Raw genomic sequence first — 25,646 nt, 5'->3', positions numbered from 1 at the left:
GGCTTTTTATTGCCGGCAAATCAGGCGTCGGTCTTGGCCGCCGCATTTGCCGCGGCTTCTTTGACCAGCGTTTGCAGCGAACCATCAGCCGCCATCTCGACGATGATGTCGCTACCGCCGACCAGCTCACCCGCAACCCACAGCTGTGGGAACGTAGGCCAGTTGGCGTACTTCGGCAGGTTGGCGCGGATTTCCGGGTTTTGCAGGATATCCACGTAAGCGAATTTCTCGCCGCACGCCATGATGGCCTGGGACGCCTTCGCGGAGAAACCGCACTGAGGAGCGTTTGGCGCGCCCTTCATGTAAAGCAGAATGGTGTTGTTGGCAATCTGCTCTTTGATCGTTTCGATGATATCCATGGAACACCTCGGCTGGAACTTTGCGACTCACAGGTCGGCACGGTGGCGCATTGTAACGCAAAATTCCAGCACCGTGCTCAGGCGGCTGCCACCTGCACCGGAACGCCATTGAGCGCAGCATTGCCCGACAACTCATCAACCTGCCGCTCGTCAGTCAGGTCGTTGGCGCTCGCCCCCGGCTGGCCACTGGCAATCGCCATCTGCATCCCCGGACGGGCGTGCCCCCAGCCGTGAGGCAAGCTGACCACACCGGGCATCATGTCCAGGCTGGCAACCACCTCCACTTCGATCATGCCGATACGGGAACTGACCCGTACTCGCTGGCCATCACTCAACTGCCGACTCGCCAGGTCGTCGGGGTGCATCAGCAACTGATGACGGGGTTTGCCCTTCACCAGGCGGTGATAGTTATGCATCCAGGAATTATTGCTGCGCACATGTCGACGGCCGATCAGCAACAGCTCATCCGCTACCGGTACTGGCTGTGCAGCAAACCGCGCCAGATCGGCGAGGATCACCGCCGGTGCCGCCTGAACCTTGCCATCCGCTGTTTTCAAGCGTGACGCCAGGTTGGCCTTGAGTGGCCCCAGATCCACGCCGTGGGGATGATCTGCCAGCATCGCCACCGACAGTTTATGAGGCGACGCGTCGCCATAAGCCCCAGCGCGCAAGCCAAAATCAATCATCTGCGCAGGCGCCAGGGTTGGCTTGAGGGCAACTCCCGTCCGAGCTGCAAATGCCTGGGCAAGGCCGACAAAAATTTCCCAGTCATGCAACGCCCCCACTGGCTTGGGCAAGATCGCACGATTGAAGCGGGTGACATTGCGCACCGCAAACATATTGAAGGTCGTGTCGTAGTGGTCATTCTCCAGCGCCGAGGTGGACGGCAGGATCAGGTCCGCGTAACGCGTGGTCTCGTTGATATAAAGATCGACACTGACCATGAACTCCAAACCGTCCAGGGCCTGTTCCAACTGGCGACCGTTAGGTGTCGACAGCACCGGATTGCCCGCCACCGTCACCAGTGCGCGGATTTGCCCTTCACCCTCGGTGAGCATTTCTTCGGCCAAGGCGGATACCGGCAACTCGCCGCCATACTCCGGGCGGCCCGAGACCCGACTCTGCCAGCGATTGAAATGCCCACCGCCGGTGGACGCCACCAGATCCACGGCCGGGGTGGTGCAGAGGGCACCGCCGACCCGATCGAGGTTGCCGGTCACCAGGTTGATCAGCTGCACCAGCCAGTGACACAGCGTGCCAAACGCCTGCGTCGAGACGCCCATGCGCCCGTAGCACACCGCCGTGTCGGCGGCAGCAAAGTCCCGCGCCAATTGGCGAATCTGCTCGGCAGGGACGGCGCACTGACGGCTCATCGCCTCGGCCGTGAACCCGGCGATGGCGATGCGCACCTCCTCCAAGCCTTCAACCGGCAGATGGCTGACACGCGTCAGGTTCTCGGTAAACAAGGTGTTGAGCACCCCGAACAACAATGCCGCATCCCCACCCGGGCGCACGAACACGTGCTGATCGGCAATCGCCGCCGTCTCGCTGCGGCGTGGATCGACCACGACCACTTTGCCGCCCCGCGCCTGGATAGCCTTCAAGCGCTTCTCCACATCCGGCACGGTCATGATGCTGCCGTTGGAGGCCAGCGGGTTACCGCCCAGGATCAGCATGAAGTCGGTATGGTCGATGTCCGGGATCGGCAGCAACAGGCCATGCCCGTACATCAAGTGACTGGTGAGGTGATGGGGCAACTGGTCCACCGAGGTCGCGGAAAACCGATTGCGCGTCTTCAACTGGCCGAGAAAGTAATTGCTGTGGGTCATCAACCCGTAGTTATGCACGCTGGGGTTGCCCTGATACACCGCGACCGCATTCTGCCCATGCCGCGCCTGAATGCTCGCGAGTCGCTCGGCTACAAGCGTGAAGGCTTCATCCCACGCAATAGGCTGCCATTCGCTACCCACCCGCAGCATCGGCTGGCGCAGGCGGTCCGGGTCGTTCTGGATATCCTGTAAGGCCACCGCCTTGGGGCAGATGTGGCCACGGCTGAACGTATCCAGCGCATCGCCCTTGATTGAGCTGATCGCCAGGCTGCCGTCATCGGCTTGCGTGGTTTCCAGGGTCAGGCCACAGATGGCTTCACACAGATGGCACGCACGGTGGTGGAGAGTCTTGGTCATGGCCAGTCTCTTTTATAGGGCTTTGGCACAACTATGGGCCGCAGCCCTCCCCCACGCTATCAACGTTCGCGCCGTGAATCAGCCCGCATCAGGCCAAGCCATGTGCAAATGTTTCAAATACCACGAGGCGCGCCCTGAAACCGACGCAACCGGGCCTGGCCCCGCCCCCGCGCATTGCAAAAGGTTGCGAGGCCAGTGTACAAATGGCCCGCTGCCGTATGGAAATCGTCTTCAAAAGCGCTCCCGCGCCCTTCTTGAACACCCTTAAACACCGTAGCCCTATTGGTAAGACGCGACATTTAATGTCAATATCGCGCCTTCCCCTATTTCGTCGCCCCGTGCGGCTTTCGCCGCAGGTCTCGCCCGTTGTCACAATAAACAAGGCTTTGAGTATCTGCGGTCTGTTGCAAAAAGGTAGTTAATGATGAGCGCAAGGCACTTTCTCTCCCTGATGGATTGCACGCCCGAAGAGCTGGTCAGCGTGATCCGTCGAGGCATTGAGCTTAAAGACCTGCGTAACCGCGGCGTACTGTTCGAGCCTTTGAAAAACCGTGTACTCGGGATGATTTTCGAGAAGTCATCGACCCGTACCCGCGTGTCCTTCGAAGCCGGCATGATCCAACTGGGCGGCCAGGCACTGTTCCTGTCCTCCCGCGACACCCAACTGGGCCGTGGCGAGCCGATCGCCGACAGCGCCCGCGTGATGTCGCGCATGCTCGATGTGGTGATGATCCGCACCTTCGCCCACAGCACCGTGACCGAATTCGCGGCCAATTCCCGCGTGCCGGTGATCAACGGCCTGTCCGACGACCTGCACCCCTGCCAGTTGCTGGCCGACATGCAAACCTTCCTCGAACACCGCGGCTCGATCCAGGGCAAGACGGTGGCCTGGATCGGCGACGGCAATAACATGTGCAACAGCTATATAGAAGCGGCGATCCAGTTCGACTTCCAACTGCGCGTTGCCTGCCCGGAAGGCTACGAGCCAGACCCGCGCTTCATGGCGCTGGCCGGCGACCGTGTGACCCTGGTACGTGACCCGCGTGACGCGGTGGTCGGCGCACACCTGGTGAGCACCGACGTCTGGACCTCCATGGGCCAGGAAGAAGAAACCGCCAAGCGCCTGGCCCAGTTCGCTCCCTACCAGGTGACTCGCGCCCTGCTCGACCTGGCCGCGCCGGACGTATTGTTCATGCACTGCCTGCCCGCTCACCGTGGCGAAGAAATCAGCCTCGACGTACTCGACGACCCGCGGGCAGTCGCTTGGGACCAGGCCGAAAACCGCCTGCACGCCCAAAAGGCCTTGCTCGAATTCCTCGTTGAACCGGCGTACCACCACGCATGAGCCAGCCATTTCTGCTGAACCTGCGCAATCTGGCATGCGGCTATCAAGATCAACGGGTGGTGCAGAACCTCAACCTGCACCTCAACGCCGGTGATATCGGCTGCCTGCTGGGCTCGTCGGGCTGTGGCAAGACCACCACCCTGCGCGCCATAGCCGGCTTTGAACCGGTGCACGACGGTGAAATCAGCCTGGCGGGCGAAGTGATCTCCAGCGCCGGTTTCACCCTGGCTCCGGAGAAACGTCGCATCGGCATGGTGTTCCAGGACTACGCACTGTTTCCCCACCTCAGCGTGGCGGACAACATCGCCTTTGGCATCCGCAAGCACCCGCAAAAAGACCGCGTGGTTGCCGAATTGCTGGAACTGGTCAACCTGAAGAACCTGGGCAAGCGCTTTCCCCACGAACTGTCCGGTGGTCAGCAGCAACGTGTCGCCCTCGCCCGCGCTCTGGCGCCGGAGCCGCAATTATTGCTGCTGGATGAACCCTTCTCCAACCTCGACGGTGAGCTGCGCCGCAAGCTCAGCCATGAGGTGCGCGACATACTCAAGGCACGCGGCACCAGTGCAATCCTGGTCACCCATGATCAGGAAGAAGCGTTTGCGGTGAGCGATCAGGTCGGCGTCTTCAAGGAAGGCCGGCTTGAGCAATGGGACACGCCCTACAACCTGTATCACGAGCCGCAGACGCCTTACGTTGCGAGCTTTATCGGCCAGGGTTATTTCATCCGTGGCCAGTTGAGCTCGCCGGAGTCGGTGAGTACTGAGCTGGGTGACCTGCGCGGTAACCGTGCGTATTCCTGGCCTATCGGTGGCGCAGTGGATGTGTTGCTGCGGCCGGACGATATCGTCTACGCGCCAGACAGTGCTTTGACAGCGCGGATCGTAGGTAAGACATTCCTCGGAGCGTCAACCTTGTACCGCCTGCAACTGCCAACGGGCGCGCAGCTGGAGTCGATTTTCCCGAGTCACGCTGACCATCAGGTTGGTGCGCAGGTGGGGATTCGGGTAGCGGCGGAGCATTTAGTGCTGTTCAAGGCTTCTGGCAGTGTTGCGGCGCAGATTCCGCAAACCGACTCAGGTGTTAGGCGCTACAGCCCAGCCAACTGACAAAGCTGGCTCAAAAGTAGGAGGGGCGGTGCGACGATTCGACTTGCCCCCTCCCACATTTGATCTCCACGGCTTTCAAAAAATGGGTTTCAGGGCCGCCCGATCGGCGCGAATTTCGCCTGGGTATGCTCGGCCAGCACCGCCGCCGGCAACTCCACTTCCAACCCCCGCCTCCCCGCACTCACAAATATCGTCGCGAACGCCTGTGCGGTTTCGTCGATAAAGGTGCGCAAGCGCTTCTTCTGCCCCAACGGGCTGATGCCCCCGAGCAAATAGCCAGTAGAACGCTGCGCCGCTGCCGGGTCAGCCATTTCGACTTTCTTCACGCCTGCGGCCTGAGCCAGCGCCTTCAAATCCAGACTTCCGACGACCGGCACCACTGCCACCAGCAATTCACCCTTCTCACTGCTCGCCAACAAGGTCTTGAACACCTGCGCCGGGTCGAGGCTCAATTTCTCCGCAGCCTCCAGGCCATACGACGCAGCCTTCGGATCATGTTCATAACTGTGGATACGATGTTCGGCGCGAACTTTTTTCAACAAATCCAAAGCGGGGGTCATGGCGTCTCCGAGCGTGGAAAACAGGTGGCCAATTCTAGGCCAAGCCCACGCAAAACGCTCTAGTACGGCCAGTCTTAAGGTGAGGAACTAATGTGACAACCGTGATCATTCATCAGACCAATAGTTTGAATGTGACTGACGGTTCACTTTCGACCTTTGACAGCAGTGATTCTTGTCTATATTTTTTCGTTTCCGAATACAGTAAGAATAGCCTTACAGTATTCAAGCAGTAAGCCGCGTGCAGGATGGGGATCCTTCTCACGGTGAAAATCGCGCAACCGCCCGTTGAGACGGTGCGCCAGACAAGAACAACAACTGAGGTTTTCCATGACAACTGCTCTTCAACAGCCTTCACTTTCGAGCCAATGCATGGCCGAATTCCTGGGGACTGCGCTTTTGATCTTCTTCGGTACAGGATGTGTCGCTGCGCTCAAGGTCGCGGGTGCCAGCTTTGGCCTGTGGGAAATCAGTATCATCTGGGGGGTAGGCGTCAGCATGGCGATCTACCTGAGCGCCGGCATTTCCGGGGCGCACCTCAATCCGGCGGTGAGTATCGCCCTGTGCATTTTTGCCGACTTCGACAAGCGCAAGCTGCCTTTCTACATCCTCGCCCAGATCGCCGGTGCCTTCTGCTCCGCGGCCTTGGTGTACACGCTCTACAGCAACCTGTTTTTCGATTACGAACAAACCCACCAGATGGTCCGCGGTTCCCAGGCCAGCCTTGAAATGGCGTCGGTGTTCTCGACCTACCCTCACGCACTGCTGAGCACTGCCCAGGCGTTCCTGGTGGAAATGGTCATCACCGCCATCCTGATGGGCGTGATCATGGCCCTCACCGATGACAACAACGGCCTGCCGCGCGGCCCATTGGCCCCGCTGTTGATCGGTTTGCTGATCGCCGTGATCGGCAGCGCCATGGGCCCGCTCACCGGCTTCGCGATGAACCCGGCGCGGGATCTGGGGCCCAAGCTGATGACCTTTTTCGCGGGCTGGGGTGAAATAGCCTTCACCGGTGGTCGCGACATTCCTTATTTCCTGGTGCCGATTTTCGGCCCGATCGTGGGTGCATGCCTCGGGGCCGCGGCCTATCGCGGCCTGATTGCCCGCCATCTGCCGAGCGCCGCACCTGCTATAGCTGAAGAAACACCTGACACGGCTGTCAACGGCAAGACCCGTATTTCCTGATAGCGCCAGCCTGGACGCACCTGCCCTTTTTGCGGCCCAGGCTGATTACCGATTTTCTTATTTTCCAAGGCATTCGACATGACCGACATTCAGAATAAGAACTACATCATCGCCCTTGACCAAGGCACCACCAGTTCGCGGGCGATCATCTTCGACCGTGACGCCAACGTGGTCTGCACCGCCCAGCGTGAATTCACTCAGCACTACCCGCAAGCTGGCTGGGTCGAGCATGACCCGATGGAAATTTTCGCCACCCAGAGCGCGGTGATGGTCGAAGCGCTGGCCCAGGCCGGCCTGCACCATGACCAGGTCGCCGCCATCGGCATCACCAACCAGCGTGAAACCACCGTGGTGTGGGACAAAATCACCGGCCGCCCGATCTACAACGCTATCGTCTGGCAATGCCGCCGAAGCACCGAGATCTGCCAGCAGCTCAAGCGCGACGGCCACGAGCAATACATCAACGACACCACCGGCCTGGTCACCGACCCGTACTTCTCCGGCACCAAGCTCAAGTGGATCCTCGACAACGTCGAAGGCAGCCGCGAGCGTGCGCGCAACGGCGAGCTGTTGTTCGGCACCATCGACAGTTGGCTGATCTGGAAATTTACCGGCGGCAAGACCCACGTCACCGACTACACCAACGCCTCGCGCACCATGCTCTTCAACATCCACACCCTGGAGTGGGACGCGAAGATGCTCGAGATCCTCGACGTGCCGCGCGAAATGCTGCCTGAGGTGAAGTCGTCTTCGGAAATCTACGGCCGCACCAAAAGCGGCATCGCCATCGGCGGTATTGCCGGTGACCAACAGGCCGCACTGTTCGGCCAGATGTGCGTCGAAGCCGGCCAGGCCAAGAACACCTACGGCACCGGTTGCTTCCTGCTGATGAACACCGGCGACAAAGCGGTGAAATCCAAGCACGGCATGCTCACTACCATCGCCTGCGGCCCCCGTGGCGAAGTGGCCTACGCCCTGGAAGGCGCAGTCTTCAACGGCGGTTCCACCGTGCAGTGGCTGCGTGACGAGTTGAAGATCATCAATGACGCCCACGACACTGAATACTTCGCCGGCAAGGTCAAGGACAGCAACGGTGTGTACCTGGTGCCCGCCTTCACCGGCCTGGGCGCGCCTTATTGGGACCCCTACGCCCGTGGCGCCCTGTTCGGCCTGACCCGTGGCGTACGGGTGGATCACATTATTCGTGCAGCGCTGGAGTCGATTGCCTACCAGACCCGCGACGTACTCGATGCGATGCAGCAGGACTCCGGCGAACGCCTCAAGGCCTTGCGCGTGGACGGTGGCGCCGTCGCCAACAACTTCCTGATGCAATTCCAGGCCGACATCCTCGGCACCCAGGTCGAACGCCCGCAAATGCGCGAGACCACCGCACTGGGCGCAGCCTACCTGGCCGGCCTGGCCTGTGGTTTCTGGGGCAGCCTGGACGAGTTGCGTGGCAAGGCCGTGATCGAGCGCGAATTCGAACCTCAGCTCGAAGAAAAGCAAAAAGAGAAGCTGTATGCCGGTTGGCAGAAAGCGGTCAGCCGTACCCGTGACTGGGAGCCTCACGAAGGCGCCGAATAAGCCAACCTCGGGTTGTAACTGGCAGGGAGCAGATTCCTGCGTCATCATGGGCCACTTTTGTATGGCAGCCCAAAGGACGCCCCATGAATCTGCCTCCCCGCCAACAACAAATCCTCGAACTGGTCCGCGAACGCGGCTATGTCAGCATCGAGGAAATGGCGCAGCTATTTGTCGTCACACCGCAAACCATCCGCCGCGATATCAACCAACTGGCGGACGCCAATCTGCTGCGCCGCTACCACGGCGGCGCGGCCTATGACTCCAGTGTCGAAAACACCGCCTACGCCATGCGCGCCGATCAGATGCGCGACGAGAAACAGCGCATCGGCGAAGCCATCGCCGCACAGATCCCCGATCACGCCTCGTTGTTCATCAATATCGGCACCACCACCGAATCCATCGCCCGTGCGTTGCTGAATCACAATCACCTGAAAATCATCACCAACAACCTCAACGTCGCCACCATGCTCAGTGCCAAGGACGACTTCGATGTATTGCTGACCGGCGGCAATGTGCGCCGTGACGGCGGCGTGGTGGGTCAAGCCAGCGTGGACTTCATCAACCAGTTCAAGGTGGATTTTGCCTTGGTGGGCATCAGCGGCATCGATGAAGACGGCAGCCTGTTGGATTTCGATTACCAGGAAGTGCGAGTTTCACAGGCGATCATCGCCAATGCCCGCCAGGTGATCCTGGCCGCGGACTCGAGCAAATTCGGGCGCAATGCCATGATCCGCCTCGGGCCGATCAGCCTGGTGGACTGCCTGGTCACCGACCAACAGCCGGTGCCGGCGTTGGTGCAGTTGCTCAATGAGCACAAGGTTCGGCTGGAAGTCGTGTAGCGCCTGCAGCGCCGCCATCGGGGGCAAGCCTCCTCCCACCTTTAACGCATTCACAAATCTTGAATTGTGAACACGACCAGTGTGGGAGGGGGCTTGCCCCCGATAGCGATCTGTCTGACAGCCAGTTATCCATGGCTGGACTGCATAAATGTTCACAAATTTTCCTTTCGCGGCCCTTCGATGAGTTTTTTCAATCGAAGTCGGCTGGCTGCGCGCGCATTTATCAGCTACCATTTTCGCAAATGAACATTAATGTTCGAATTCCAAGACGAATAAATCGCGAGGCCAGCCGATGAACCCTTCCACCTTGCCTGCTCCACCGCTTGCCGAAGTCTATGACGTGGCCGTTATCGGCGGCGGGATCAATGGCGTCGGCATTGCAGCAGACGCAGCCGGGCGCGGTTTGTCGGTATTCCTTTGCGAAAAGGACGACCTGGCCAGTCACACCTCGTCCGCCAGCAGCAAGCTGATCCACGGTGGCCTGCGTTACCTCGAACATTACGAATTCCGCCTGGTCCGCGAAGCCCTCGCCGAACGCGAAGTGCTGCTGGCCAAGGCCCCGCACATCGTCAAGCAGATGCGCTTTGTGTTGCCGCACCGTCCGCACCTGCGTCCCGCGTGGATGATCCGCGCAGGCCTTTTCCTGTACGACCACCTTGGCAAGCGCGAGAAGCTGGCCGGTTCGAAAAGCCTCAAGTTCGGCCCTGAGAGCCCGTTGAAAAGCGAAATCACCAAAGGCTTCGAGTACTCCGACTGCTGGGTCGATGACGCCCGTCTCGTGGTGCTGAACGCCATGGCCGCTCGCGAAAAAGGCGCGCACATTCACACCCAGACCCGTTGCATCAGCGCCCACCGCAGCAAGGGCCTGTGGGAAATGAACATGGAGCGGGCCGATGGCAGCCTGTTCTCGATCCGTGCCCGTGCACTGGTGAACGCAGCCGGCCCGTGGGTCGCCAAGTTCATCAAGGACGACCTGAAGTTGGATTCGCCTTACGGCATCCGCCTGATCCAGGGCAGCCACCTGATTGTGCCAAAACTGTACGAAGGCGCGCATGCGCACATTCTGCAGAACGAAGACCAGCGCATCGTCTTCACCATTCCGTACTTGAATCACCTGACCATCATCGGCACCACCGACCGCGAATACACCGGCGACCCGGCGAAGGTTGCGATCACCGAAGGTGAAACCGACTACATGCTTAAAGTGGTTAACGCGCACTTCAAGAAACAAGTGAGCCGCGACGACATCGTCCACACCTACTCCGGTGTGCGCCCGCTGTGCAACGATGAATCGGATAACCCGTCGGCCATTACCCGCGACTACACCCTGGCGCTGTCCGGCGGCAGTGGCGAAGCGCCGATCCTGTCGGTATTCGGCGGCAAGCTGACTACTTATCGCAAGCTCGCCGAATCGGCGATGGCCCAACTGGCGCCGTACTTCACTCAGATGCGCCCGAGCTGGACTGCCAAGGCCAGCTTGCCCGGCGGCGAAGACATGACCACGCCAGAAGCCCTGGCCGACGCTATCCGCAACACATTCGACTGGGTACCGAGCGAAATCGCCCGTCGCTGGTCCACCACCTATGGCAGCCGCACCTGGCGCTTGCTGGAGGGCGTGCAGACGCTTGCCGACCTGGGCGAGCACTTGGGTGGCGGCCTGTACACCCGCGAGGTCGACTACCTCTGTGCCGAAGAGTGGGTCACTCAGCCGCAGGACGTTTTGTGGCGCCGTACCAAGCTGGGTTTGTTCACCACGCTTGAAGAACAAGACAATGTGCGACGCTACCTGTCCAAGGTTGAGCAGAATCGCGGCAAGATTGAAGCGGCCTGACGGTTAAATCCTGAAAAAGCCCCTGCACCCTAAGGTTCAGGGGCTTTTTTATGCCTGCCTTTTCATTCGGTTTTCCGAACGCCATTGACCTGCACTATTCGGATTGCCGTACCCAACGAACCTCAAAAATCCGTCATACAAAGTTAATCTTCATATAAATCATATACTTAACCTTTTGTTTCGGGTCTGGCACGACTCATGCTCTACACTCTTGGACGATTGCCTGAGACGCCTCAGGAGCCGTTACGGGCATTCGCTGTACAAGAGAGCCGTTTAGCCGGCTTCATAAAAAAAACAAATGTCGAGGAAGTATTGATGCGCATCGTTCCCCATATCCTGGGCGCAGCTATCGCTGCTGCTCTGATCAGCACTCCAGTTTTCGCCGCCGAACTCACCGGCACGCTGAAAAAGATCAACGACTCCGGCACCATCACTCTCGCTCACCGCGACAGCTCCATTCCGTTTTCCTACATTGCGGACGGTTCGGGCAAACCCGTTGGCTACTCCCACGACATCCAGGTAGCGGTCGTCGAGCAGCTGAAAAAAGACCTGAACAAGCCCGACCTGAAGACCAAGTACAACCTGGTCACCTCGCAAACCCGTATCCCGCTGATCCAGAACGGCACTGCGGACCTTGAGTGCGGCTCCACCACCAACAACGCCGAGCGCGCCCAACAAGTCGACTTCACCGTCAACATCTTCGAAATCGGCACCCGCCTGCTGGTCAAGAAAGACAAGGAAGGCAAGCCGTCCTACACCGACTTTGCCGACCTCAAAGGCAAGAACGTCGTGACCACTGCGGGCACCACGTCCGAGCGCATCATCAAAGCGATGAACGCCGACAAGCAGATGGGCATGAACGTCATCTCCGCCAAAGACCACGGCGAATCCTTCCAGATGCTCGAAAGCGGCCGTGCCGTTGCGTTCATGATGGACGACGCCCTGCTGGCCGGTGAAGAAGCCAAGGCCAAGAAGCCGGATGATTGGGTCATCACCGGTACTCCACAGTCCTTCGAAGCCTACGCGTGCATGGTTCGCAAAGGCGATCCGGACTTCAAGAAAGCCGTGGATGGCGCCATCACCGCCCTGTACAAGTCCGGTGAAATCAACAAGATCTACAGCAAGTGGTTCGAGAGCCCGATTCCACCTAAAGGCCTGAACCTGAACTTCCCGATGAGTGACAAGGTTAAAGAGCTGATCGCCAACCCAAGCGACAAGCCAGCGCCTGACGTAAAAATCTGACACTGATCTAACCTTACCTCCTGGGGGAGCCCACCCTCCCCCAGGCGTCTGTTACTACCTGCTGGCTGTATCTGGAACACTCGACCCGGCCGTTTTCGAGCCGATCGCGTGTGCCTGGCGTTCACCGTCAGGCGGGAATGGAATTTCCCCAAGCGGGTGCTTGTACATCGATCGATCTCGAGGGGAGACCCTAATGAATTACAACTGGGACTGGGGCGTATTCTTCAAGTCCACCGGCGTTGGCAGCGAGACCTATCTCGACTGGTACATCGCTGGCCTGGGCTGGACCATCGCCATTGCCATCGTGGCATGGATCATCGCCTTGCTGCTGGGCTCCATTCTGGGGGTCATGCGCACGGTGCCCAACCGCATCGTATCGGGCATCGCGACCTGCTACGTGGAACTGTTTCGTAACGTGCCGCTGCTGGTGCAGCTGTTCATCTGGTACTTCCTGATACCCGACCTGCTGCCGCAAAACCTGCAGGACTGGTACAAGCAAGACCTCAACCCGACCACCTCGGCTTACCTGAGCGTTGTCGTGTGCCTGGGCCTCTTCACCGCGGCCCGCGTGTGTGAGCAAGTGCGTACCGGCATCCAGGCGCTGCCACGTGGCCAGGAATCCGCCGCGCGGGCCATGGGCTTCAAGCTGCCGCAGATCTACTGGAACGTGCTGCTGCCCCAGGCCTACCGGATCATCATTCCGCCGCTTACCTCGGAATTCCTCAACGTCTTCAAGAACTCCTCCGTGGCGTCCTTGATCGGCCTGATGGAATTGCTGGCGCAAACCAAGCAGACCGCCGAGTTCTCGGCCAACCTGTTTGAAGCCTTCACCCTGGCCACGCTGATCTACTTCACCCTGAACATGAGCCTGATGCTGCTCATGCGCCTGGTCGAGAAGAAAGTCGCAGTGCCCGGCCTGATCTCCGTGGGGGGTAAATAATGGAACTCGATTTCAGCGGTATCATCCCCGCTATCCCTGGCCTGTGGAACGGCATGGTCATGACCTTGCAGTTGATGGTCATGGGCGTGGTCGGCGGCATTGCGCTCGGTACGATCCTGGCGCTGATGCGCCTGTCGTCCAGCAAGCTGCTGTCCCGCGTGGCCGGCGCCTACGTGAACTACTTCCGCTCGATTCCGCTGCTGCTGGTGATCACCTGGTTCTATCTGGCGGTGCCTTTCGTGCTGCGCTGGATCACCGGCGAAGACACCCCGATCGGCGCGTTCACTTCCTGCGTCGTGGCCTTCATGATGTTCGAAGCCGCGTACTTCTGTGAAATCGTGCGGGCCGGCGTACAGTCGATTCCCAAGGGCCAGATGGGTGCGGCGCAGGCGATGGGCATGACCTATGGCCAGACCATGCGCCTGATCATCCTGCCCCAGGCGTTCCGCAAGATGACCCCGTTGCTGCTGCAACAGTCGATCATCCTGTTCCAGGACACCTCGCTGGTCTACACCGTGGGCCTGGTGGACTTCCTCAACTCCGCCCGCTCCAACGGCGACATCATCGGCCGCTCCAATGAGTTCCTGATCTTCGCCGGTGTCGTCTACTTCATCATCAGCTTTTCCGCCTCGCTGCTGGTCAAGCGTCTGCAAAAAAGGTTTGCCGTATGATCTCTATCAAGAACATCAACAAGTGGTATGGCGACTTCCAGGTGCTGACCGATTGCACCACCGATGTCAAAAAAGGCGAAGTGATCGTGGTGTGCGGGCCTTCGGGCTCGGGCAAGTCCACCCTGATCAAGTGTGTCAACGCACTGGAACCGTTCCAGAAGGGTGACATCGTGGTCGACGGCACCTCCATCGCCGACCCGAAGACCAACCTGCCGAAACTGCGTTCGCGCGTGGGCATGGTGTTCCAGCACTTCGAACTGTTCCCGCACCTGACCATCACCGAAAACCTGACCATCGCGCAGATCAAGGTGCTCGGCCGCAGCAAGGAAGAGGCCACCAAGAAAGGCCTGCAACTGCTGGAGCGCGTCGGCCTGTCGGCACACGCCCACAAGCACCCGGGCCAACTCTCCGGCGGCCAGCAGCAACGTGTGGCGATTGCCCGCGCGCTGGCCATGGACCCGATCGTCATGCTGTTCGACGAACCCACTTCGGCCCTCGATCCGGAAATGGTCAACGAAGTGCTCGACGTGATGGTGCAACTGGCCCAGGAAGGCATGACCATGATGTGCGTGACCCACGAAATGGGCTTCGCCCGCAAAGTGGCCGACCGCGTCATCTTCATGGACGCCGGCAAGATCATCGAAGACTGCCCGAAAGAAGAGTTCTTCGGCGACATCAGCGCCCGCTCCGAACGCGCGCAGCACTTCCTTGAGAAAATCCTGCAGCACTAAGCACTACACAGCTCCTCCTGCAGAAACAGGGCCCATGTGGGAGGGGCGCGCAGGCTAGCAAGCTCTGGTTGACCCAAGGCATCTGTGATGAAATGCGACCCCACCCAATTTCGCGCCGCACCGCCATCACTTGCCGTGAAGCCTCGTCTGATTCGCCAACTGTTCCTGCCGCCGTTGATCATCGCCCTGATGATCGGCCTGGGTTATATCGGCTTCTGGATCAGTGAGCATTACGGCATCCGCACCCTCAGTGATACCGGTGAACGCCAGCTCGAATTGCATGCCCGCACAGTCGAAAGCGAGCTGAGCAAATACACCTACCTGCCCAGCCTGTTGGAACTGGAGTCCAGCGTGTCCACGTTGCTGGCCAACCCGACGCAAGAAACCCGCAAGACCGTCAACGATTACCTCGAAGGCCTGAACCGACGCAGTCGCAGTCGGGCCATCTACGTGATGGACACCACCGGCCGCGTGCTCGCCACCAGTAACTGGCGCGATGCCGACAGTTATCAGGGCGAAGACCTGTCCTTCCGCGCCTATTTCCAGAACGCCGTGCGCGGACAGCCCGGGCGTTTCTATGGCATCGGCAGCACCAACGGCGAACCCGGCTACTACCTGGCCCATGGCCTGGAAGAACACGGCAAGATCATCGGCGTGGCGGTGGTCAAGGTGCGCCTAGAAGCCCTCGAAGAACGCTGGCAACGTGCACGCCTCGAAGCCTTCGTCAGCGACGAGAACGGCATCATCATCCTCTCCAGCGACCCGGCCCGGCGCCTCAAGGCCGTCCGCCCGCTCAGCGATGACACCAAGGACCGCCTGGCCCACAGCCTGCAATACTACTGGGCGACGCTCAACGAGCTGGAACCCCTGGCCCGCGAGCGCCTCGACGAGGGCACCGAGAAACTCACGTTCCCGGCCAACAGCGAAGTGGTCAACGACGAACACGCCGTCAGTTACCTGGCGCAAACCCGACCGCTCAACGACACGCCGTGGCACTTCACCCTGCTCACCCCGCTCAACGAGCTGCGCCGCGCGGCGATCAACCAAGGCATCCTGGTGGCCGTCGCGTTTGGCCTGGTGGCGTTCCTGTTGATCGCCTGGAATGAGCGGCGCAAGGTCATCGCTACCCGCCTCGCCGCACGCGAAGCCTTGCAGGAAGCCAACAGCCAGCTGGAGCGTCGGATTGCCGAACGCACCGCCGACCTGCGCGCCAGCAACGAACGCCTCAAGGGCCAGATCCGCGAGCGGCGCCAGGCCGAAGAAACCCTGCGCCGCGCCCAGGACGAATTGGTGCAGGCCGGCAAACTGGCGGCCATCGGCCAGATGTCCACCAGCATCGCCCATGAACTGAACCAACCCCTGGCCGCGCTGCGCACCCTGTCCGGCAACACCGTGCGTTTCCTCGAGCGCGGCGCCCTGGACACCGCCAGCGCCAACCTCAAGACCATCAACGAATTGATCGACCGCATGGGCCGCATCACCGCCAGCCTGCGCTCCTTTGCCCGACGCGGTGACGACCAGGGCGAAGCCAGCCTGCCGAATGCGGTGGATGCGGCCTTCCAGGTGCTTGCGGCACGTATGGAAAGCCTGCCGCTGCACGTGCATCGCGACTTTTCCCCGGCCCAACTGCAGATCGACCAGACACGCCTGGAGCAGATTCTGGTCAACCTGATCGGCAACGCCCTCGACGCCATGCACGCCCAGCCAGCCCCCGAATTGTGGCTCGAAGGCAGCAGCAGCGAGGGCAAGTACCGCCTGTACGTGCGTGACAACGGCCACGGCATCGACCCCGAGGCCCGCAAGCATTTATTCGAACCGTTCTTCACCACCAAGCCCGGTGAACAAGGCCTGGGCCTCGGCCTGACCCTGTCCGCCAGCCTCGCGGCGGCCACCGGCGGCACCCTCGCCGTGGAGCACCCGGCCGGTGGTGGTACTGCCTTTGTCTTGTGCCTGCCGCTGGCGGGCGCTCAAACAGCCGAGTCCACATGACCACTGACCCTAAAGACCTCACCGTGCTGATCGTCGAAGACGATCCCCATGTGCTGCTCGGCTGCCAGCAGGCCCTGGCCCTGGAAGATATTCCCAGCGTCGGCGTGGGCAGCGCCGAAGAGGCGCTGCAACGCGTGGGCGAGAACTTCGCGGGCATCGTCATCAGCGATATTCGCCTGCCGGGCATCGATGGCCTGGAACTCCTGACCCGCCTCAAGGCCCTGGACAAGAGCCTGCCGGTGGTGCTGATCACCGGCCATGGCGACATTTCCATGGCCGTCGGGGCGATGCGCAACGGCGCCTACGATTTCATGGAGAAACCCTTCTCCCCCGAACGCCTGGTGGACGTGGCCCGTCGTGCCCTGGAACAACGCGGGCTGGCGCGGGAAGTGTGGTCGCTGCGTCGTCAATTGGCCGAGCGGGACTCCCTGGAAGGCCGCATCATCGGCCGTTCGCCGGCCATGCAGAACCTGCGCGAGCTGATCGCCAACGTCGCCGACACCTCGGCCAACGTGTTGATCGAAGGCGAGACCGGCACCGGCAAGGAACTGGTCGCACGCTGCCTGCACGACTTCAGCCGTCGTCACTCCCACCCGTTCGTCGCCCTCAACTGCGGCGGCCTGCCGGAAAACCTGTTTGAAAGCGAGATCTTCGGCCATGAGGCCAATGCCTTCACGGGCGCCGGTAAACGGCGTATCGGCAAGATCGAGCATGCCCACCAGGGCACGCTGTTTCTCGATGAAGTGGAAAGCATGCCGATCAACCTGCAGATCAAGCTGCTGCGGGTGTTGCAGGAGCGCACCCTGGAACGCCTGGGTTCCAACCAGAGCGTGGCGGTGGATTGCCGGGTGATCGCCGCGACCAAGTCCGACCTCGATGAACTGAGCCGCGCCAGCCAGTTTCGCAGCGACCTCTACTACCGCCTCAACGTGGTGACTCTGGAGCTGCCGCCCCTGCGCGAGCGCCGCGAAGACATCCTGCAGTTGTTCGAACACTTCCTGCAGCAGTCATCCCTGCGTTTTGACCGCTCCACTCCAGAGCTGGACAATCAAACCCTGTCCGGCCTGATGAGCCACGACTGGCCGGGCAACGTGCGCGAATTGCGCAACGTCGCCGAACGCTATGCCTTGGGCCTGCCCGCCTTCAAGAAAAGCGGCGCGGGCAGCGGCAGCGGTGGCCTGGCCTTTACCGAAGCGGTGGAGGCGTTCGAGCGCAACCTGCTGAGCGACGCCCTGCAACGCAGCGGCGGCAACCTGACCCAGGCCAGCCTGGAGCTGGGAATGGCCAAGACCACCCTGTTCGACAAAGTCAAAAAATACGGGTTGAGCCACTGATGGATCTTTTTTTGAAGGCCGCCCTGGGCGCGGCGGTGGTGCTGATTCTGGCGGCGTTGGCCAAGACCAAAAATTACTACATCGCAGGGTTGGTGCCGCTGTTTCCGACCTTTGCGTTGATTGCGCATTACATCGTCGGCAAGGGCCGTTCGGTGGAAGACTTGAAGACCACCATCCTGTTCGGAATGTGGTCGATCATTCCGTACTTTGTGTATTTGGCGACCTTGTATGTGATGGTCGATCGGTTGCGGCTGGAGGCGTCTCTGGCCGTCGCAGCGGTAGCGTGGTTGATCGCTGCAACCCTCCTGGTCAGTATCTGGGTACGCCTGCACGCCTGACACAACTCGGTCAAACTGTGGGCGGGGGCAAGGCCCCTCCCACATTTTTAAGCCAGTTGTGTCAGCGGACGATTTTGTCGACCTGGATGCCGAGCTTTTTGAGGCGATACCAGAAGCTGCGCTCTGATATCCCGATCTTTTGCGCGGCTGCGGCCTGCACGCCGTTGCTCTCCTGCAACGCCGCCAATATGAACGCCTTCTCCACCTCCGCCAGCGCCGCATCCAGGTCCTGGGGAACGCCCGGCCCGTCGCTGAGGATCGCGGTCACCCCGCCCTCGCTCGGCTTGGACGCAAACAGATAACCCGGCAAATCGATGTCCTCGATCACCGGCGTTGCCGCCACAATCGTCGCGCGCTCCACACAATTTTGCAGCTCGCGAATATTGCCCGGCCAGTGATACGCCGCCATCGCCTGCAGCGCCTCGGCACTGAACCCGGTAATGCGTTTACCGGCGGTGGCGCTGAGGGTCTGGGCGAAGTGCCGGGCCAGGGGTGCGATATCTTCCACACGCTCGCGCAGCGCTGGCAGCGGGATGGGAAATACATTCAGGCGGTAATACAAGTCTTCGCGAAACGCCTTGTTCGCCACCGCCTCCAGCAGGTTCTTGTTGGTGGCCGCGATCACCCGCACGTCCACCTTGCGCTCCCGGGGGTCGCCCACCGGCTCGATCACCCGCTCCTGCAAGGCGCGCAGGATCTTGGCCTGCAACGCCAGCGGCATGTCGCCCACTTCGTCGAGAAACAGCGTGCCTTTGTCGGCCTGCTGGAACCGCCCTACCCGGTCCGCCACGGCGCCGGTAAAGGCGCCTTTGCGATGGCCGAACATTTCACTTTCCAACAAGCCTTCGGGAATCGCTGCGCAGTTGACCGCCACGAACGGTTGGTCGGCACGGCTGCCGTGCTTGTGGATGGCGCGCGCGACCATTTCCTTGCCGGTGCCACTCTCGCCCGTGAGCAGGATGGTAGCGCCGCTGTCGCGCACCGAGTCCACGGCTTGCAGCACCTTGCGAAACGCCGGGCTGTCGCCCACCAGGCTGTCGAACTGGGCGTGCTCATCCAGCTCGGCGCGCAGGCGTGCGTTGTCGCGCAAGATGTCGCGAAACTGCAGGGCCTTGGCCACGGTGATGTCCAGTTCGTCGATATCGAACGGCTTGGCAATGTAGTCGTAAGCGCCATTGCGCATCGACTGCACGGCGTTTTTCACCGTGCTGTAGGCGGTCATCACGATCACCGGCACCTGCGGATAGCGCACCTTGATTTCAGCCAGCAACGCCGGCCCGTCCATGCCCGGCATGCGCCAGTCGCTGATCACCAGGTCGATGGCTTCCTGCTCCAGCACCTTGAGTGCGTGCAAACCGTTGCCGGCGATGAATACCTGCACGTTGTTCTGGCCCAGGGCCGACGCCAGCAGGTCGCAGAGCTTGGGCTCGTCGTCGACCACCAGAATGTTATGCGTCATGACTGTCCTCGTCGTCTTCGCCCAGCGCCGGAAGGGTCAGGCTGAAGGTGGCACCCGCGTCATTCTCGCTGGTGCATTCGATACTGCCGTCGTGACTTTCCATGATCGAGTAGACCTTGGCCAGCCCCAGCCCGGTGCCCGAGGCCTTGGTGGTGACAAACGGCGTGAAGATGCGCTCGATCATGTCCGCCGGAATGCCCTGGCCGGTGTCGGCGATGCTGATCGATGTGTTGCTGCCTGCGGTGCGAATCCCCAGGGTCAGGCGTCCGCCTTCGGGCATCGCGTCGATGGCATTGAGAATCAGGTTGAGGCAGGCCTGCTTGAGCTGCTTGGCGTCCCCATAGATCGTCGCCCCCGGGGCCTGGTCGTCGATCTGGGCGTCGATGTTATGGCTGGCCAGTTCCGGCGCGCAGAAGCCGAGGATTTCCTCCACCAACGGCCGCGCCAGCTGCATGACGCGCAGCGGTGGGTTGGGCTTGGCGAAGTCGAGGAACTCGGTGATCAGCTCGTTGATCCGGCTGACTTCGCTGACCACATATTCCAGGTGACGCTTGTCGGTCTCGGCCAAATCGGCACGCCGGTGCAGCAACTGGGTGGCGGTCTTGATGATGCCCAGCGGGTTGCGGATCTCGTGGGCCAGGCCCATGGCGACTTCGCCCAGGGCGTGCAGGCGGTCGCGACGCCGCAGTTGCGCCTCCAGGTGATGCAACTCGCCGAGGCGCTCGGTCATGTGGTTGAAGGTGCTGCTCAACTGCGCCAGTTCGTCGCCGCCGCTGACGTGCACGCGATGCGCGTAGTTCCCCGAAATCACCGCGCTCACGCCTTGGGACAAGTCCCGCAGCGGGCGGGTCAGGCGCCGCGACACCAGCACGCCCGCCCCCAGGGACAATGCCGAGCTGACCAGGAAGATCAACACGAACAGGTTGCTCTGGTTCACCAGGCCGACCAGGCTGGTATGGCGCAGCAGCCCGCTGAAGATCACCCCCTGCAGATCCCCCGCATCGCTGAAGATCGGCCAGTACAACCCGCTGTAGTTGTTGGTGAACTGCTCGCTGGGCTGACGCGTGTCGCGCAGCGCCGCTTCCACGGCCTTGGGGATGCGCGACGGGTGATCCTGGAAACGCTGGGTCGAGAAAATCTCCGAGAACCCGGCCGGGTTGGCCAGGTACAGGCGCAGGTCCAGAGAGTGCACTTCGGCCACGCTGGTGAGAAAGCTGCTGTCCAGGTACGTCGCCACCAGCAGCAGGTAGTCGACGCCGTCCTTGCGGGTCTCGAACGTCGAAACCACGGTGCCGGTCTCGACGCCGGCGACGTTGACGGTTTGCAGCACGGCGTTGCTGGTCAGGTTGATCTGTTTGACGATGTCGTCCGGCGCGGTGCTGAACATGATCGCGTGGTCGCTGGCGCGAATCAGTGCGACCACGTCGATGTCTGTCGCATCGGCGATATCGGCGGTCAGGCGGTCGTGCCGGCTGGCTTGCTGGTCCGACGCCGGGCTGGCATAACGCAGGAACAGCTTGGCCATGCGCGCGTTGTCGTGAACGATGTCGCCAATCTCGTCCTTGACGATCCGGGTCGACTCCAGCAGCCAGATGCGCACGTTGCTGTCGAAAATCTGCGACAGCGTGGTGGCGGCCAATTCGGCGGCGATCATGGTGGGAATCACGCTGACCAGCCAGAACGCCAGTACCAGCTTGCGCTGGACACTCCAGCGCGAGATGGCAAACGGGCGGGCTTTCTGGCGGTTTTTGGTGATCATCAGGTTTCGCTTATCGCAGCAGCCATGGCAGGGTCGGAACGATCCGGTCGAATAAACAGTTTTACAAGTTTGAGCAGGCCGTTGACCAGCCGGTTGCGGTGCCGAAAGAACACCTGGTTGCCCTGGAACTCGCAGCCCAGGCGCAGCTTACTGGCATACCCGGCCTGACCGCACTCGTACAACGCAATATTGTGCGCGATGCAGTAGTCGACGTTGGTCAACCAGCTGCGAAAATACAGGTTGTAGTCGCGGGAAAATTCCACGTCGTGGCCGAAGAATTTGTCCACCAGCCGGTGCTCGTCCAGCAGGATCAGGTTGAAAGCCACCAGCTGCTCGTCCACCCAGTAAAGAACACACACCGCGCGTTGTTCAAGGCGTTCAAGCACCGCGGTGAAATAATCGGGCGGAAGGCGCTCGAACTGCAGCTCGGCACGGGCCAGGGTGGCCTCGTACAGGCGCATGACCTCGGGCAGCACATCGTCGATGTTGCGCCGCCATTCCACTCGCGGGCCGGGGGCGCGGAGTTTGCGACGCAAGTCCTTGCGGGTGGATTTGCCCAGGGAACCCAGATAGGCGTCCACCGAGCCATAGGGCAGCGGCAATACGCCCGTGGGCAGGCTCGGCATTTGTTGAAAACCGGCGGCGTGGCAACTGCCTGCCCAATGCGCATCGTTGCTCGGCGCGTCCTTGACTGCCAGCAGGCCGATGCCAAACGCGTCGGCATCCTCGCGTGCGGCCTGGAGCAGGTGCGTGAGCAACCGCTCACGCCGCGACTCAGGAATGTGGCTGGCAAACCCAGCATCGCAGCGCTCGGCCACCGGCGAACCGAGGGCGTACAGCCCCAGTTGCAGCAAGCCCGGCCATAACCGCTCCAGCCGTTCGGCAAGCTGCTTGCCGGCGCCCGACACAGTGGTGTCGAGACGGTAATGGGTGATGAACGCAGCGGCCACGGCCACCAACGTGCCGTTGTCGTACACCGCCAGGTAGCGCCACTGGAAATCGGCGATGGCGGCGGTTTCCACGGCGACGTAATAGTCCCAGTCCTCCAGCGCGCCAGGGAAGCAGTCGTTCCAGGCACTGCGCGCAAGGGCGCGGACCGTTGGAAAGGCTTGGGTTGTAATCACAGGGTTCCCTTATTTCTATGGCCCATACCGATCAACTGTGCACTGGCTCTGGTTTGAACCCCGCGTGTTTGTCGACAAACTGCGCACTGAGCTCGATCACCCGCCGGTATTGCAGGTCGACCGTGATCATGTGGTAGCAGTTGTCCAACAGCACCTTGGTCACCGGGCCGCCGAGGTGGCGTTCCACGTAGTCGGCGTTCCAGCGGCTGGTGATGTCGTCCTCGATGGAATGCACCACCAGCGCCGGCACCTGGACCGCCGGCATGCGCTTGCGCACCACCGCGTTCATGCGGTGCAACTCGCGCACGGTGATGCCTTCCATGGTCAGCAGGCCCGCTTCGCTGCTTTCGCCCTCCTTCATCTGCCGCTCGACAATGGCCCGCAGGCGTTCGTTCTTGATGCCGTAGGGCGGCTTTTCGGTGAAACGGAACAGCCGCACGCCAAACGGAATACGGATCAGCAACGGCGTAATGAACGCCATTTTGCTGATGCTCCAGCCGTCGTACTTGAGGGTGGTGGAGTACATCAGCAACCCGGAAACCTGGCCCGGATGCTCCGACGCCAGGTACATCGACATCACCGCGCCCATCGACAAACCGCCGACAAACACCTGCCCGTGCCGCTGGCGGACCTGCACGAAGGTCTTGCGTACACCGTCATACCAGTCACGCCAGCCCGTGGCTTGCAGGTCGCTGTTGTCACCGCAGTGCCCGGCCAGGGTCGGCACGTACACCGTGCAATGGCCCGCCTTGGCCAGGCCCTTGGCGACCTGGCGCAATTCCGTCGGCGTGCCGGTCAGGCCGTGGATCAACAGGATCCCGACCGGACCGTCACCGAGAACGAAACCGGCATCGCCTTCGCCGAGGTCGATCTCTGCCGGCTTCACCGTTGGGTCGCCCGCACCAGCAGTTGCTCGAGCAGCTTCAAGCCCAGGTCGATTTCCGGGTAGCTGATTTCCAGGGACGGTGCCAGGGTGATCACGTTCTTGTAGTAACCGCCCACGTCGAGGATCAGGCCGAGTTTCTGGCCGTCCACGATCATGTCGCCTTTCATGCCTTCCTCGACCATGTAGTCCAGGGTCGCCTTGTCCGGGGTGAAACCGTCCGGGCCGCAGATTTCGCAGCGCAGCGCCAGGCCGAGGCCATCGACATCGCCGATGATCGGGAAGCGCTTCTGCAGGTCCTGCAAACCTTCAAGGAAATATTTGCCCTTGGCCATGACCATCGCGCCATAGTCGACTTCGTTGGTCATCTTGAACATTTCCAGGCCCACCGCCGTGCCCAATGGGTTGGAGGCGAAGGTGGAGTGCGTCGAACCTGGCGGGAAGATCTTCGGGTTGATCAACTCTTCACGGGCCCAGATGCCGCCCAGCGGATTGAGGCCGTTGGTCAGCGCCTTGCCGAACACGATCACGTCCGGCTGCACGTCGAAGTGCTCGATCGACCATAGTTTGCCGGTGCGATAGAAGCCCATCTGGATTTCATCCGACACCATCAGGATGCCGTGCTGGTCCAGCACGTGCTTGAGCTCACGGTAGAAATTCATCGGCGGGATGACATAGCCGCCGGTGCCCTGGATCGGCTCGACGTAGAACGCCGCGTATTCGCTGGAGCCGACTTTCGGGTCCCAGACGCCGTTGTATTCAGTCTCGAACAACCGCGCGAATTGCTGCACGCAGTGGCTGCCGTACTCTTCCTTGGTCATGCCTTTAGGCCCACGGAAGTGGTACGGGAACGGGATGAACTGCGCACGCTCGCCAAAGTGGCCGTAGCGACGACGGTAGCGATAGCTGGAGGTGATCGACGACGCGCCCAGCGTACGCCCGTGGTAGCCACCTTCGAAGGCGAACATCAGGCTCTTGCCGTTGCTGGCGTTGCGCACCACCTTCAGGGAATCTTCGATGGACTGTGAACCGCCGACGTTGAAGTGCACACGACCGTCCAGGCCAAATTTCTTTTTAGCGTCCACGGCGATCATTTCCGACAGCTCGATCTTGCCCTTGTGCAGGTACTGGCTGGCGATCTGCGGCAAGGTGTCGATCTGCTGTTTGAGCGCGTTGTTCAAGCGCGGGTTGGCGTAGCCGAAGTTGACCGCCGAGTACCACATTTGCAGGTCGAGGTAGGCCTGGTCTTCGGTGTCCCACACGTAGGAGCCTTCGCAACGGCTGAAAATGCGCGGCGGCTCGATGTAGTGGACGGTGTCGCCATAAGAGCAGTACTTGGCTTCCTTATCCAAAAGGATCTGGTCTTCAGCGGTAGCGATACGGATATCAGACATGGTGGAAGATTTCCTGGTTGTCGGCAGTAAAGGAGGTGGCGTTGGCGGCGCTGCCCTGGGGCAACAGCGCCAGCAATGCAGTCACTTCGGCAAAGCTGTCGAAGCGCGCATGGGGGATTTGTCGGGCTTCGCAGTAATCGGCGAGGCTGCCCTTGGCGAAGACGAAGTCGGCGGTGGAGGCCACGCACATGTCCGACTTGCCGTCGCCGATCACCAGCACACGTTGGGCGCGCGGTGTGGACTTGCACTTGCAGTTGCCTGACGCGGCGCGGCAGGCGTCGCTGGCGTAGGGGAAGTCGATGCGCCAGCTGTTCTGGTCGACCTGGCGCAGGCGGTTGGCGAGGATCGGCAACAAGGTCACGTAGTGACGCGACAGGATCCGCGCGATGCCCTGCTCGATGCCGTCGCTGACCACTTCAAGGGTTGCGCCCAGGCCGATGACGTGATCGACGAAATCCGGAAAGTCCGGGTCGATCTCGACGCTGTCGAAGTACGCCAGCAATTGCGCCGGGGTTGCCTTGATCAGCGCCAGTTGGCGGCTCAGGCATTCGCGCGAGCCGATGTGCCCGTCCAGCCATTGCTGCTCGATGGTTTCCCACTCGGGGCCGGCGAAGCGTTGGAGGACGTTGTCGATGACGTCGGTGGGCGTGATGGTCCCGTCGAAATCACACACGATATGCCAGTCAATCATTGCGGTTACCTTGAGTAGGAGCGCGCTGCAAGCGCTTGCCCAAGGGATAGAGCAGAGACTGTGCCAACTGGCCAGGGCCCAGCGGGGCTGGGCTTT

22 protein-coding genes are annotated in these 25,646 nt (G+C 61.1%); 13 read left to right on the top strand and 9 right to left on the bottom strand.

Going from position 1 to position 25,646, the window contains the following annotated elements; translation table 11 throughout:
- Window positions 1–20 precede the first annotated feature (20 nt).
- Both grxD and CQ041_RS01710 read right to left on the bottom strand, forming a co-directional pair.
- Window positions 21–359, bottom strand: coding sequence for a Grx4 family monothiol glutaredoxin (gene grxD, locus CQ041_RS01715; protein ID WP_033896413.1), 339 nt, complete (start codon window positions 357–359; stop codon window positions 21–23).
- 77 nt (window positions 360–436) lie between these two features.
- Window positions 437–2,545, bottom strand: coding sequence for a molybdopterin oxidoreductase family protein (locus CQ041_RS01710; protein ID WP_105520671.1), 2,109 nt, complete (start codon window positions 2,543–2,545; stop codon window positions 437–439).
- A gap of 424 nt (window positions 2,546–2,969) precedes the next feature.
- Between CQ041_RS01710 and argF the strand changes: the two genes are divergently transcribed.
- Window positions 2,970–3,890 carry an ornithine carbamoyltransferase gene (gene argF, locus CQ041_RS01700; protein WP_105520672.1) on the top strand — a complete coding sequence of 307 codons (921 nt, stop codon included), beginning with the start codon at window positions 2,970–2,972 and terminating at the stop codon, window positions 3,888–3,890.
- Complete coding sequence (locus tag CQ041_RS01695) at window positions 3,887–4,996, top strand: ABC transporter ATP-binding protein (RefSeq protein WP_105520673.1); 1,110 nt, start codon at window positions 3,887–3,889, stop codon at window positions 4,994–4,996. Before argF ends, CQ041_RS01695 begins: the two co-directional genes overlap by 4 nt.
- Before the next feature lie 89 nt (window positions 4,997–5,085).
- Here the strand turns inward: CQ041_RS01695 and ybaK are convergent, their stop codons facing one another.
- Window positions 5,086–5,556: a Cys-tRNA(Pro) deacylase gene (gene ybaK, locus CQ041_RS01690; protein WP_105520674.1), complete on the bottom strand. Its 471-nt coding sequence runs from the start codon at window positions 5,554–5,556 to the stop codon at window positions 5,086–5,088.
- 327 nt (window positions 5,557–5,883) lie between these two features.
- Here ybaK and CQ041_RS01685 point away from each other — a divergent pair, with 327 nt between their 5' ends.
- The 11 genes from CQ041_RS01685 to CQ041_RS01635 all read left to right on the top strand — a co-directional run bounded on the left by CQ041_RS01685 (window position 5,884) and on the right by CQ041_RS01635 (window position 18,240).
- Window positions 5,884–6,741 (top strand): MIP/aquaporin family protein, encoded by an 858-nt coding sequence (locus CQ041_RS01685; RefSeq protein ID WP_105520675.1) that lies wholly within the window; start codon window positions 5,884–5,886, stop codon window positions 6,739–6,741.
- Between the two features lie 78 nt (window positions 6,742–6,819).
- The gene (gene glpK / locus CQ041_RS01680) at window positions 6,820–8,325 is read left to right on the top strand and encodes a glycerol kinase GlpK (protein WP_105520676.1); all 1,506 of its coding nucleotides are present in this window, start codon (window positions 6,820–6,822) and stop codon (window positions 8,323–8,325) included.
- Between the two features lie 83 nt (window positions 8,326–8,408).
- Window positions 8,409–9,164 carry a DeoR/GlpR family transcriptional regulator gene (locus CQ041_RS01675; RefSeq protein WP_017526345.1) on the top strand — a complete coding sequence of 252 codons (756 nt, stop codon included), beginning with the start codon at window positions 8,409–8,411 and terminating at the stop codon, window positions 9,162–9,164.
- A gap of 292 nt (window positions 9,165–9,456) precedes the next feature.
- Complete coding sequence (gene glpD / locus CQ041_RS01670; RefSeq protein WP_105520677.1) at window positions 9,457–10,995, top strand: glycerol-3-phosphate dehydrogenase; 1,539 nt, start codon at window positions 9,457–9,459, stop codon at window positions 10,993–10,995.
- Between the two features lie 315 nt (window positions 10,996–11,310).
- Complete coding sequence (locus CQ041_RS01665; RefSeq protein ID WP_105520678.1) at window positions 11,311–12,237, top strand: glutamate/aspartate ABC transporter substrate-binding protein; 927 nt, start codon at window positions 11,311–11,313, stop codon at window positions 12,235–12,237.
- A gap of 193 nt (window positions 12,238–12,430) precedes the next feature.
- Window positions 12,431–13,177 carry an amino acid ABC transporter permease gene (locus tag CQ041_RS01660; RefSeq protein WP_105520679.1) on the top strand — a complete coding sequence of 249 codons (747 nt, stop codon included), beginning with the start codon at window positions 12,431–12,433 and terminating at the stop codon, window positions 13,175–13,177.
- Window positions 13,177–13,848: an amino acid ABC transporter permease gene (locus CQ041_RS01655; protein WP_105520680.1), complete on the top strand. Its 672-nt coding sequence runs from the start codon at window positions 13,177–13,179 to the stop codon at window positions 13,846–13,848. The genes CQ041_RS01660 and CQ041_RS01655 overlap by 1 nt, the downstream gene beginning before the upstream one ends.
- A complete protein-coding gene (locus CQ041_RS01650; protein WP_105520681.1) occupies window positions 13,845–14,579 on the top strand; it encodes an amino acid ABC transporter ATP-binding protein in 735 nt (244 codons plus the stop codon). The genes CQ041_RS01655 and CQ041_RS01650 overlap by 4 nt, the downstream gene beginning before the upstream one ends.
- An 87-nt stretch (window positions 14,580–14,666) precedes the next feature.
- The gene (locus CQ041_RS01645; RefSeq protein WP_105520682.1) at window positions 14,667–16,568 is read left to right on the top strand and encodes a sensor histidine kinase; all 1,902 of its coding nucleotides are present in this window, start codon (window positions 14,667–14,669) and stop codon (window positions 16,566–16,568) included.
- On the top strand, window positions 16,565–17,902 hold the full coding sequence (locus CQ041_RS01640) for a sigma-54 dependent transcriptional regulator (protein ID WP_105520683.1): 1,338 nt from the start codon (window positions 16,565–16,567) through the stop codon (window positions 17,900–17,902). The genes CQ041_RS01645 and CQ041_RS01640 overlap by 4 nt, the downstream gene beginning before the upstream one ends.
- Window positions 17,902–18,240 (top strand): GlpM family protein, encoded by a 339-nt coding sequence (locus CQ041_RS01635; RefSeq protein ID WP_105520684.1) that lies wholly within the window; start codon window positions 17,902–17,904, stop codon window positions 18,238–18,240. Before CQ041_RS01640 ends, CQ041_RS01635 begins: the two co-directional genes overlap by 1 nt.
- Before the next feature lie 61 nt (window positions 18,241–18,301).
- Here the strand turns inward: CQ041_RS01635 and CQ041_RS01630 are convergent, their stop codons facing one another.
- The 6 genes from CQ041_RS01630 to CQ041_RS01605 are packed head-to-tail and all read right to left on the bottom strand — an operon-like array spanning window position 18,302 to window position 25,550.
- Window positions 18,302–19,699 carry a sigma-54 dependent transcriptional regulator gene (locus CQ041_RS01630; RefSeq protein ID WP_105520685.1) on the bottom strand — a complete coding sequence of 466 codons (1,398 nt, stop codon included), beginning with the start codon at window positions 19,697–19,699 and terminating at the stop codon, window positions 18,302–18,304.
- Complete coding sequence (locus CQ041_RS01625; protein ID WP_105520686.1) at window positions 19,689–21,458, bottom strand: HAMP domain-containing sensor histidine kinase; 1,770 nt, start codon at window positions 21,456–21,458, stop codon at window positions 19,689–19,691. The genes CQ041_RS01630 and CQ041_RS01625 overlap by 11 nt, the downstream gene beginning before the upstream one ends.
- Window positions 21,458–22,582 (bottom strand): GNAT family N-acetyltransferase, encoded by a 1,125-nt coding sequence (locus CQ041_RS01620; RefSeq protein ID WP_105520687.1) that lies wholly within the window; start codon window positions 22,580–22,582, stop codon window positions 21,458–21,460. The genes CQ041_RS01625 and CQ041_RS01620 overlap by 1 nt, the downstream gene beginning before the upstream one ends.
- 31 nt (window positions 22,583–22,613) lie before the next feature.
- Complete coding sequence (locus CQ041_RS01615) at window positions 22,614–23,468, bottom strand: carboxylesterase (RefSeq protein ID WP_105520688.1); 855 nt, start codon at window positions 23,466–23,468, stop codon at window positions 22,614–22,616.
- Window positions 23,465–24,859 (bottom strand): aspartate aminotransferase family protein, encoded by a 1,395-nt coding sequence (locus tag CQ041_RS01610; protein WP_105520689.1) that lies wholly within the window; start codon window positions 24,857–24,859, stop codon window positions 23,465–23,467. The genes CQ041_RS01615 and CQ041_RS01610 overlap by 4 nt, the downstream gene beginning before the upstream one ends.
- The gene (locus CQ041_RS01605; protein ID WP_105520690.1) at window positions 24,852–25,550 is read right to left on the bottom strand and encodes an HAD-IB family phosphatase; all 699 of its coding nucleotides are present in this window, start codon (window positions 25,548–25,550) and stop codon (window positions 24,852–24,854) included. Before CQ041_RS01605 ends, CQ041_RS01610 begins: the two co-directional genes overlap by 8 nt.
- Between the last annotated feature and the right edge of the window lie 96 nt (window positions 25,551–25,646).

Origin of the sequence: Pseudomonas sp. MYb60, assembly GCF_002979555.1 — a bacterium.
Classification (GTDB): domain Bacteria; phylum Pseudomonadota; class Gammaproteobacteria; order Pseudomonadales; family Pseudomonadaceae; genus Aquipseudomonas.
Note: the sequence above shows the minus strand (reverse complement) of the source record. Positions and strands in the feature narration are given on the sequence as shown.

Bases quoted from the DNA above. Each gene is read 5' to 3' on its own strand.
- CQ041_RS01685 (WP_105520675.1), top strand. From the start codon at position 5,884: ATGACAACTGCTCTTCAACAGCCTTCACTTTCGAGCCAATGCATGGCC.
- argF (WP_105520672.1), top strand. From the start codon at position 2,970: ATGAGCGCAAGGCACTTTCTCTCCCTGATGGATTGCACGCCCGAAGAG.
- grxD (WP_033896413.1), bottom strand. From the start codon at position 359: ATGGATATCATCGAAACGATCAAAGAGCAGATTGCCAACAACACCATT.
- ybaK (WP_105520674.1), bottom strand. From the start codon at position 5,556: ATGACCCCCGCTTTGGATTTGTTGAAAAAAGTTCGCGCCGAACATCGT.
- CQ041_RS01625 (WP_105520686.1), bottom strand. From the start codon at position 21,458: ATGATCACCAAAAACCGCCAGAAAGCCCGCCCGTTTGCCATCTCGCGC.
- CQ041_RS01675 (WP_017526345.1), top strand. From the start codon at position 8,409: ATGAATCTGCCTCCCCGCCAACAACAAATCCTCGAACTGGTCCGCGAA.
- CQ041_RS01605 (WP_105520690.1), bottom strand. From the start codon at position 25,550: ATGATTGACTGGCATATCGTGTGTGATTTCGACGGGACCATCACGCCC.
- CQ041_RS01640 (WP_105520683.1), top strand. From the start codon at position 16,565: ATGACCACTGACCCTAAAGACCTCACCGTGCTGATCGTCGAAGACGAT.
- glpK (WP_105520676.1), top strand. From the start codon at position 6,820: ATGACCGACATTCAGAATAAGAACTACATCATCGCCCTTGACCAAGGC.
- CQ041_RS01710 (WP_105520671.1), bottom strand. From the start codon at position 2,545: ATGACCAAGACTCTCCACCACCGTGCGTGCCATCTGTGTGAAGCCATC.
- CQ041_RS01630 (WP_105520685.1), bottom strand. From the start codon at position 19,699: ATGACGCATAACATTCTGGTGGTCGACGACGAGCCCAAGCTCTGCGAC.
- CQ041_RS01650 (WP_105520681.1), top strand. From the start codon at position 13,845: ATGATCTCTATCAAGAACATCAACAAGTGGTATGGCGACTTCCAGGTG.
- glpD (WP_105520677.1), top strand. From the start codon at position 9,457: ATGAACCCTTCCACCTTGCCTGCTCCACCGCTTGCCGAAGTCTATGAC.
- CQ041_RS01635 (WP_105520684.1), top strand. From the start codon at position 17,902: ATGGATCTTTTTTTGAAGGCCGCCCTGGGCGCGGCGGTGGTGCTGATT.
- CQ041_RS01655 (WP_105520680.1), top strand. From the start codon at position 13,177: ATGGAACTCGATTTCAGCGGTATCATCCCCGCTATCCCTGGCCTGTGG.
- CQ041_RS01695 (WP_105520673.1), top strand. From the start codon at position 3,887: ATGAGCCAGCCATTTCTGCTGAACCTGCGCAATCTGGCATGCGGCTAT.
- CQ041_RS01610 (WP_105520689.1), bottom strand. From the start codon at position 24,859: ATGTCTGATATCCGTATCGCTACCGCTGAAGACCAGATCCTTTTGGAT.
- CQ041_RS01665 (WP_105520678.1), top strand. From the start codon at position 11,311: ATGCGCATCGTTCCCCATATCCTGGGCGCAGCTATCGCTGCTGCTCTG.
- CQ041_RS01660 (WP_105520679.1), top strand. From the start codon at position 12,431: ATGAATTACAACTGGGACTGGGGCGTATTCTTCAAGTCCACCGGCGTT.
- CQ041_RS01645 (WP_105520682.1), top strand. From the start codon at position 14,667: ATGAAATGCGACCCCACCCAATTTCGCGCCGCACCGCCATCACTTGCC.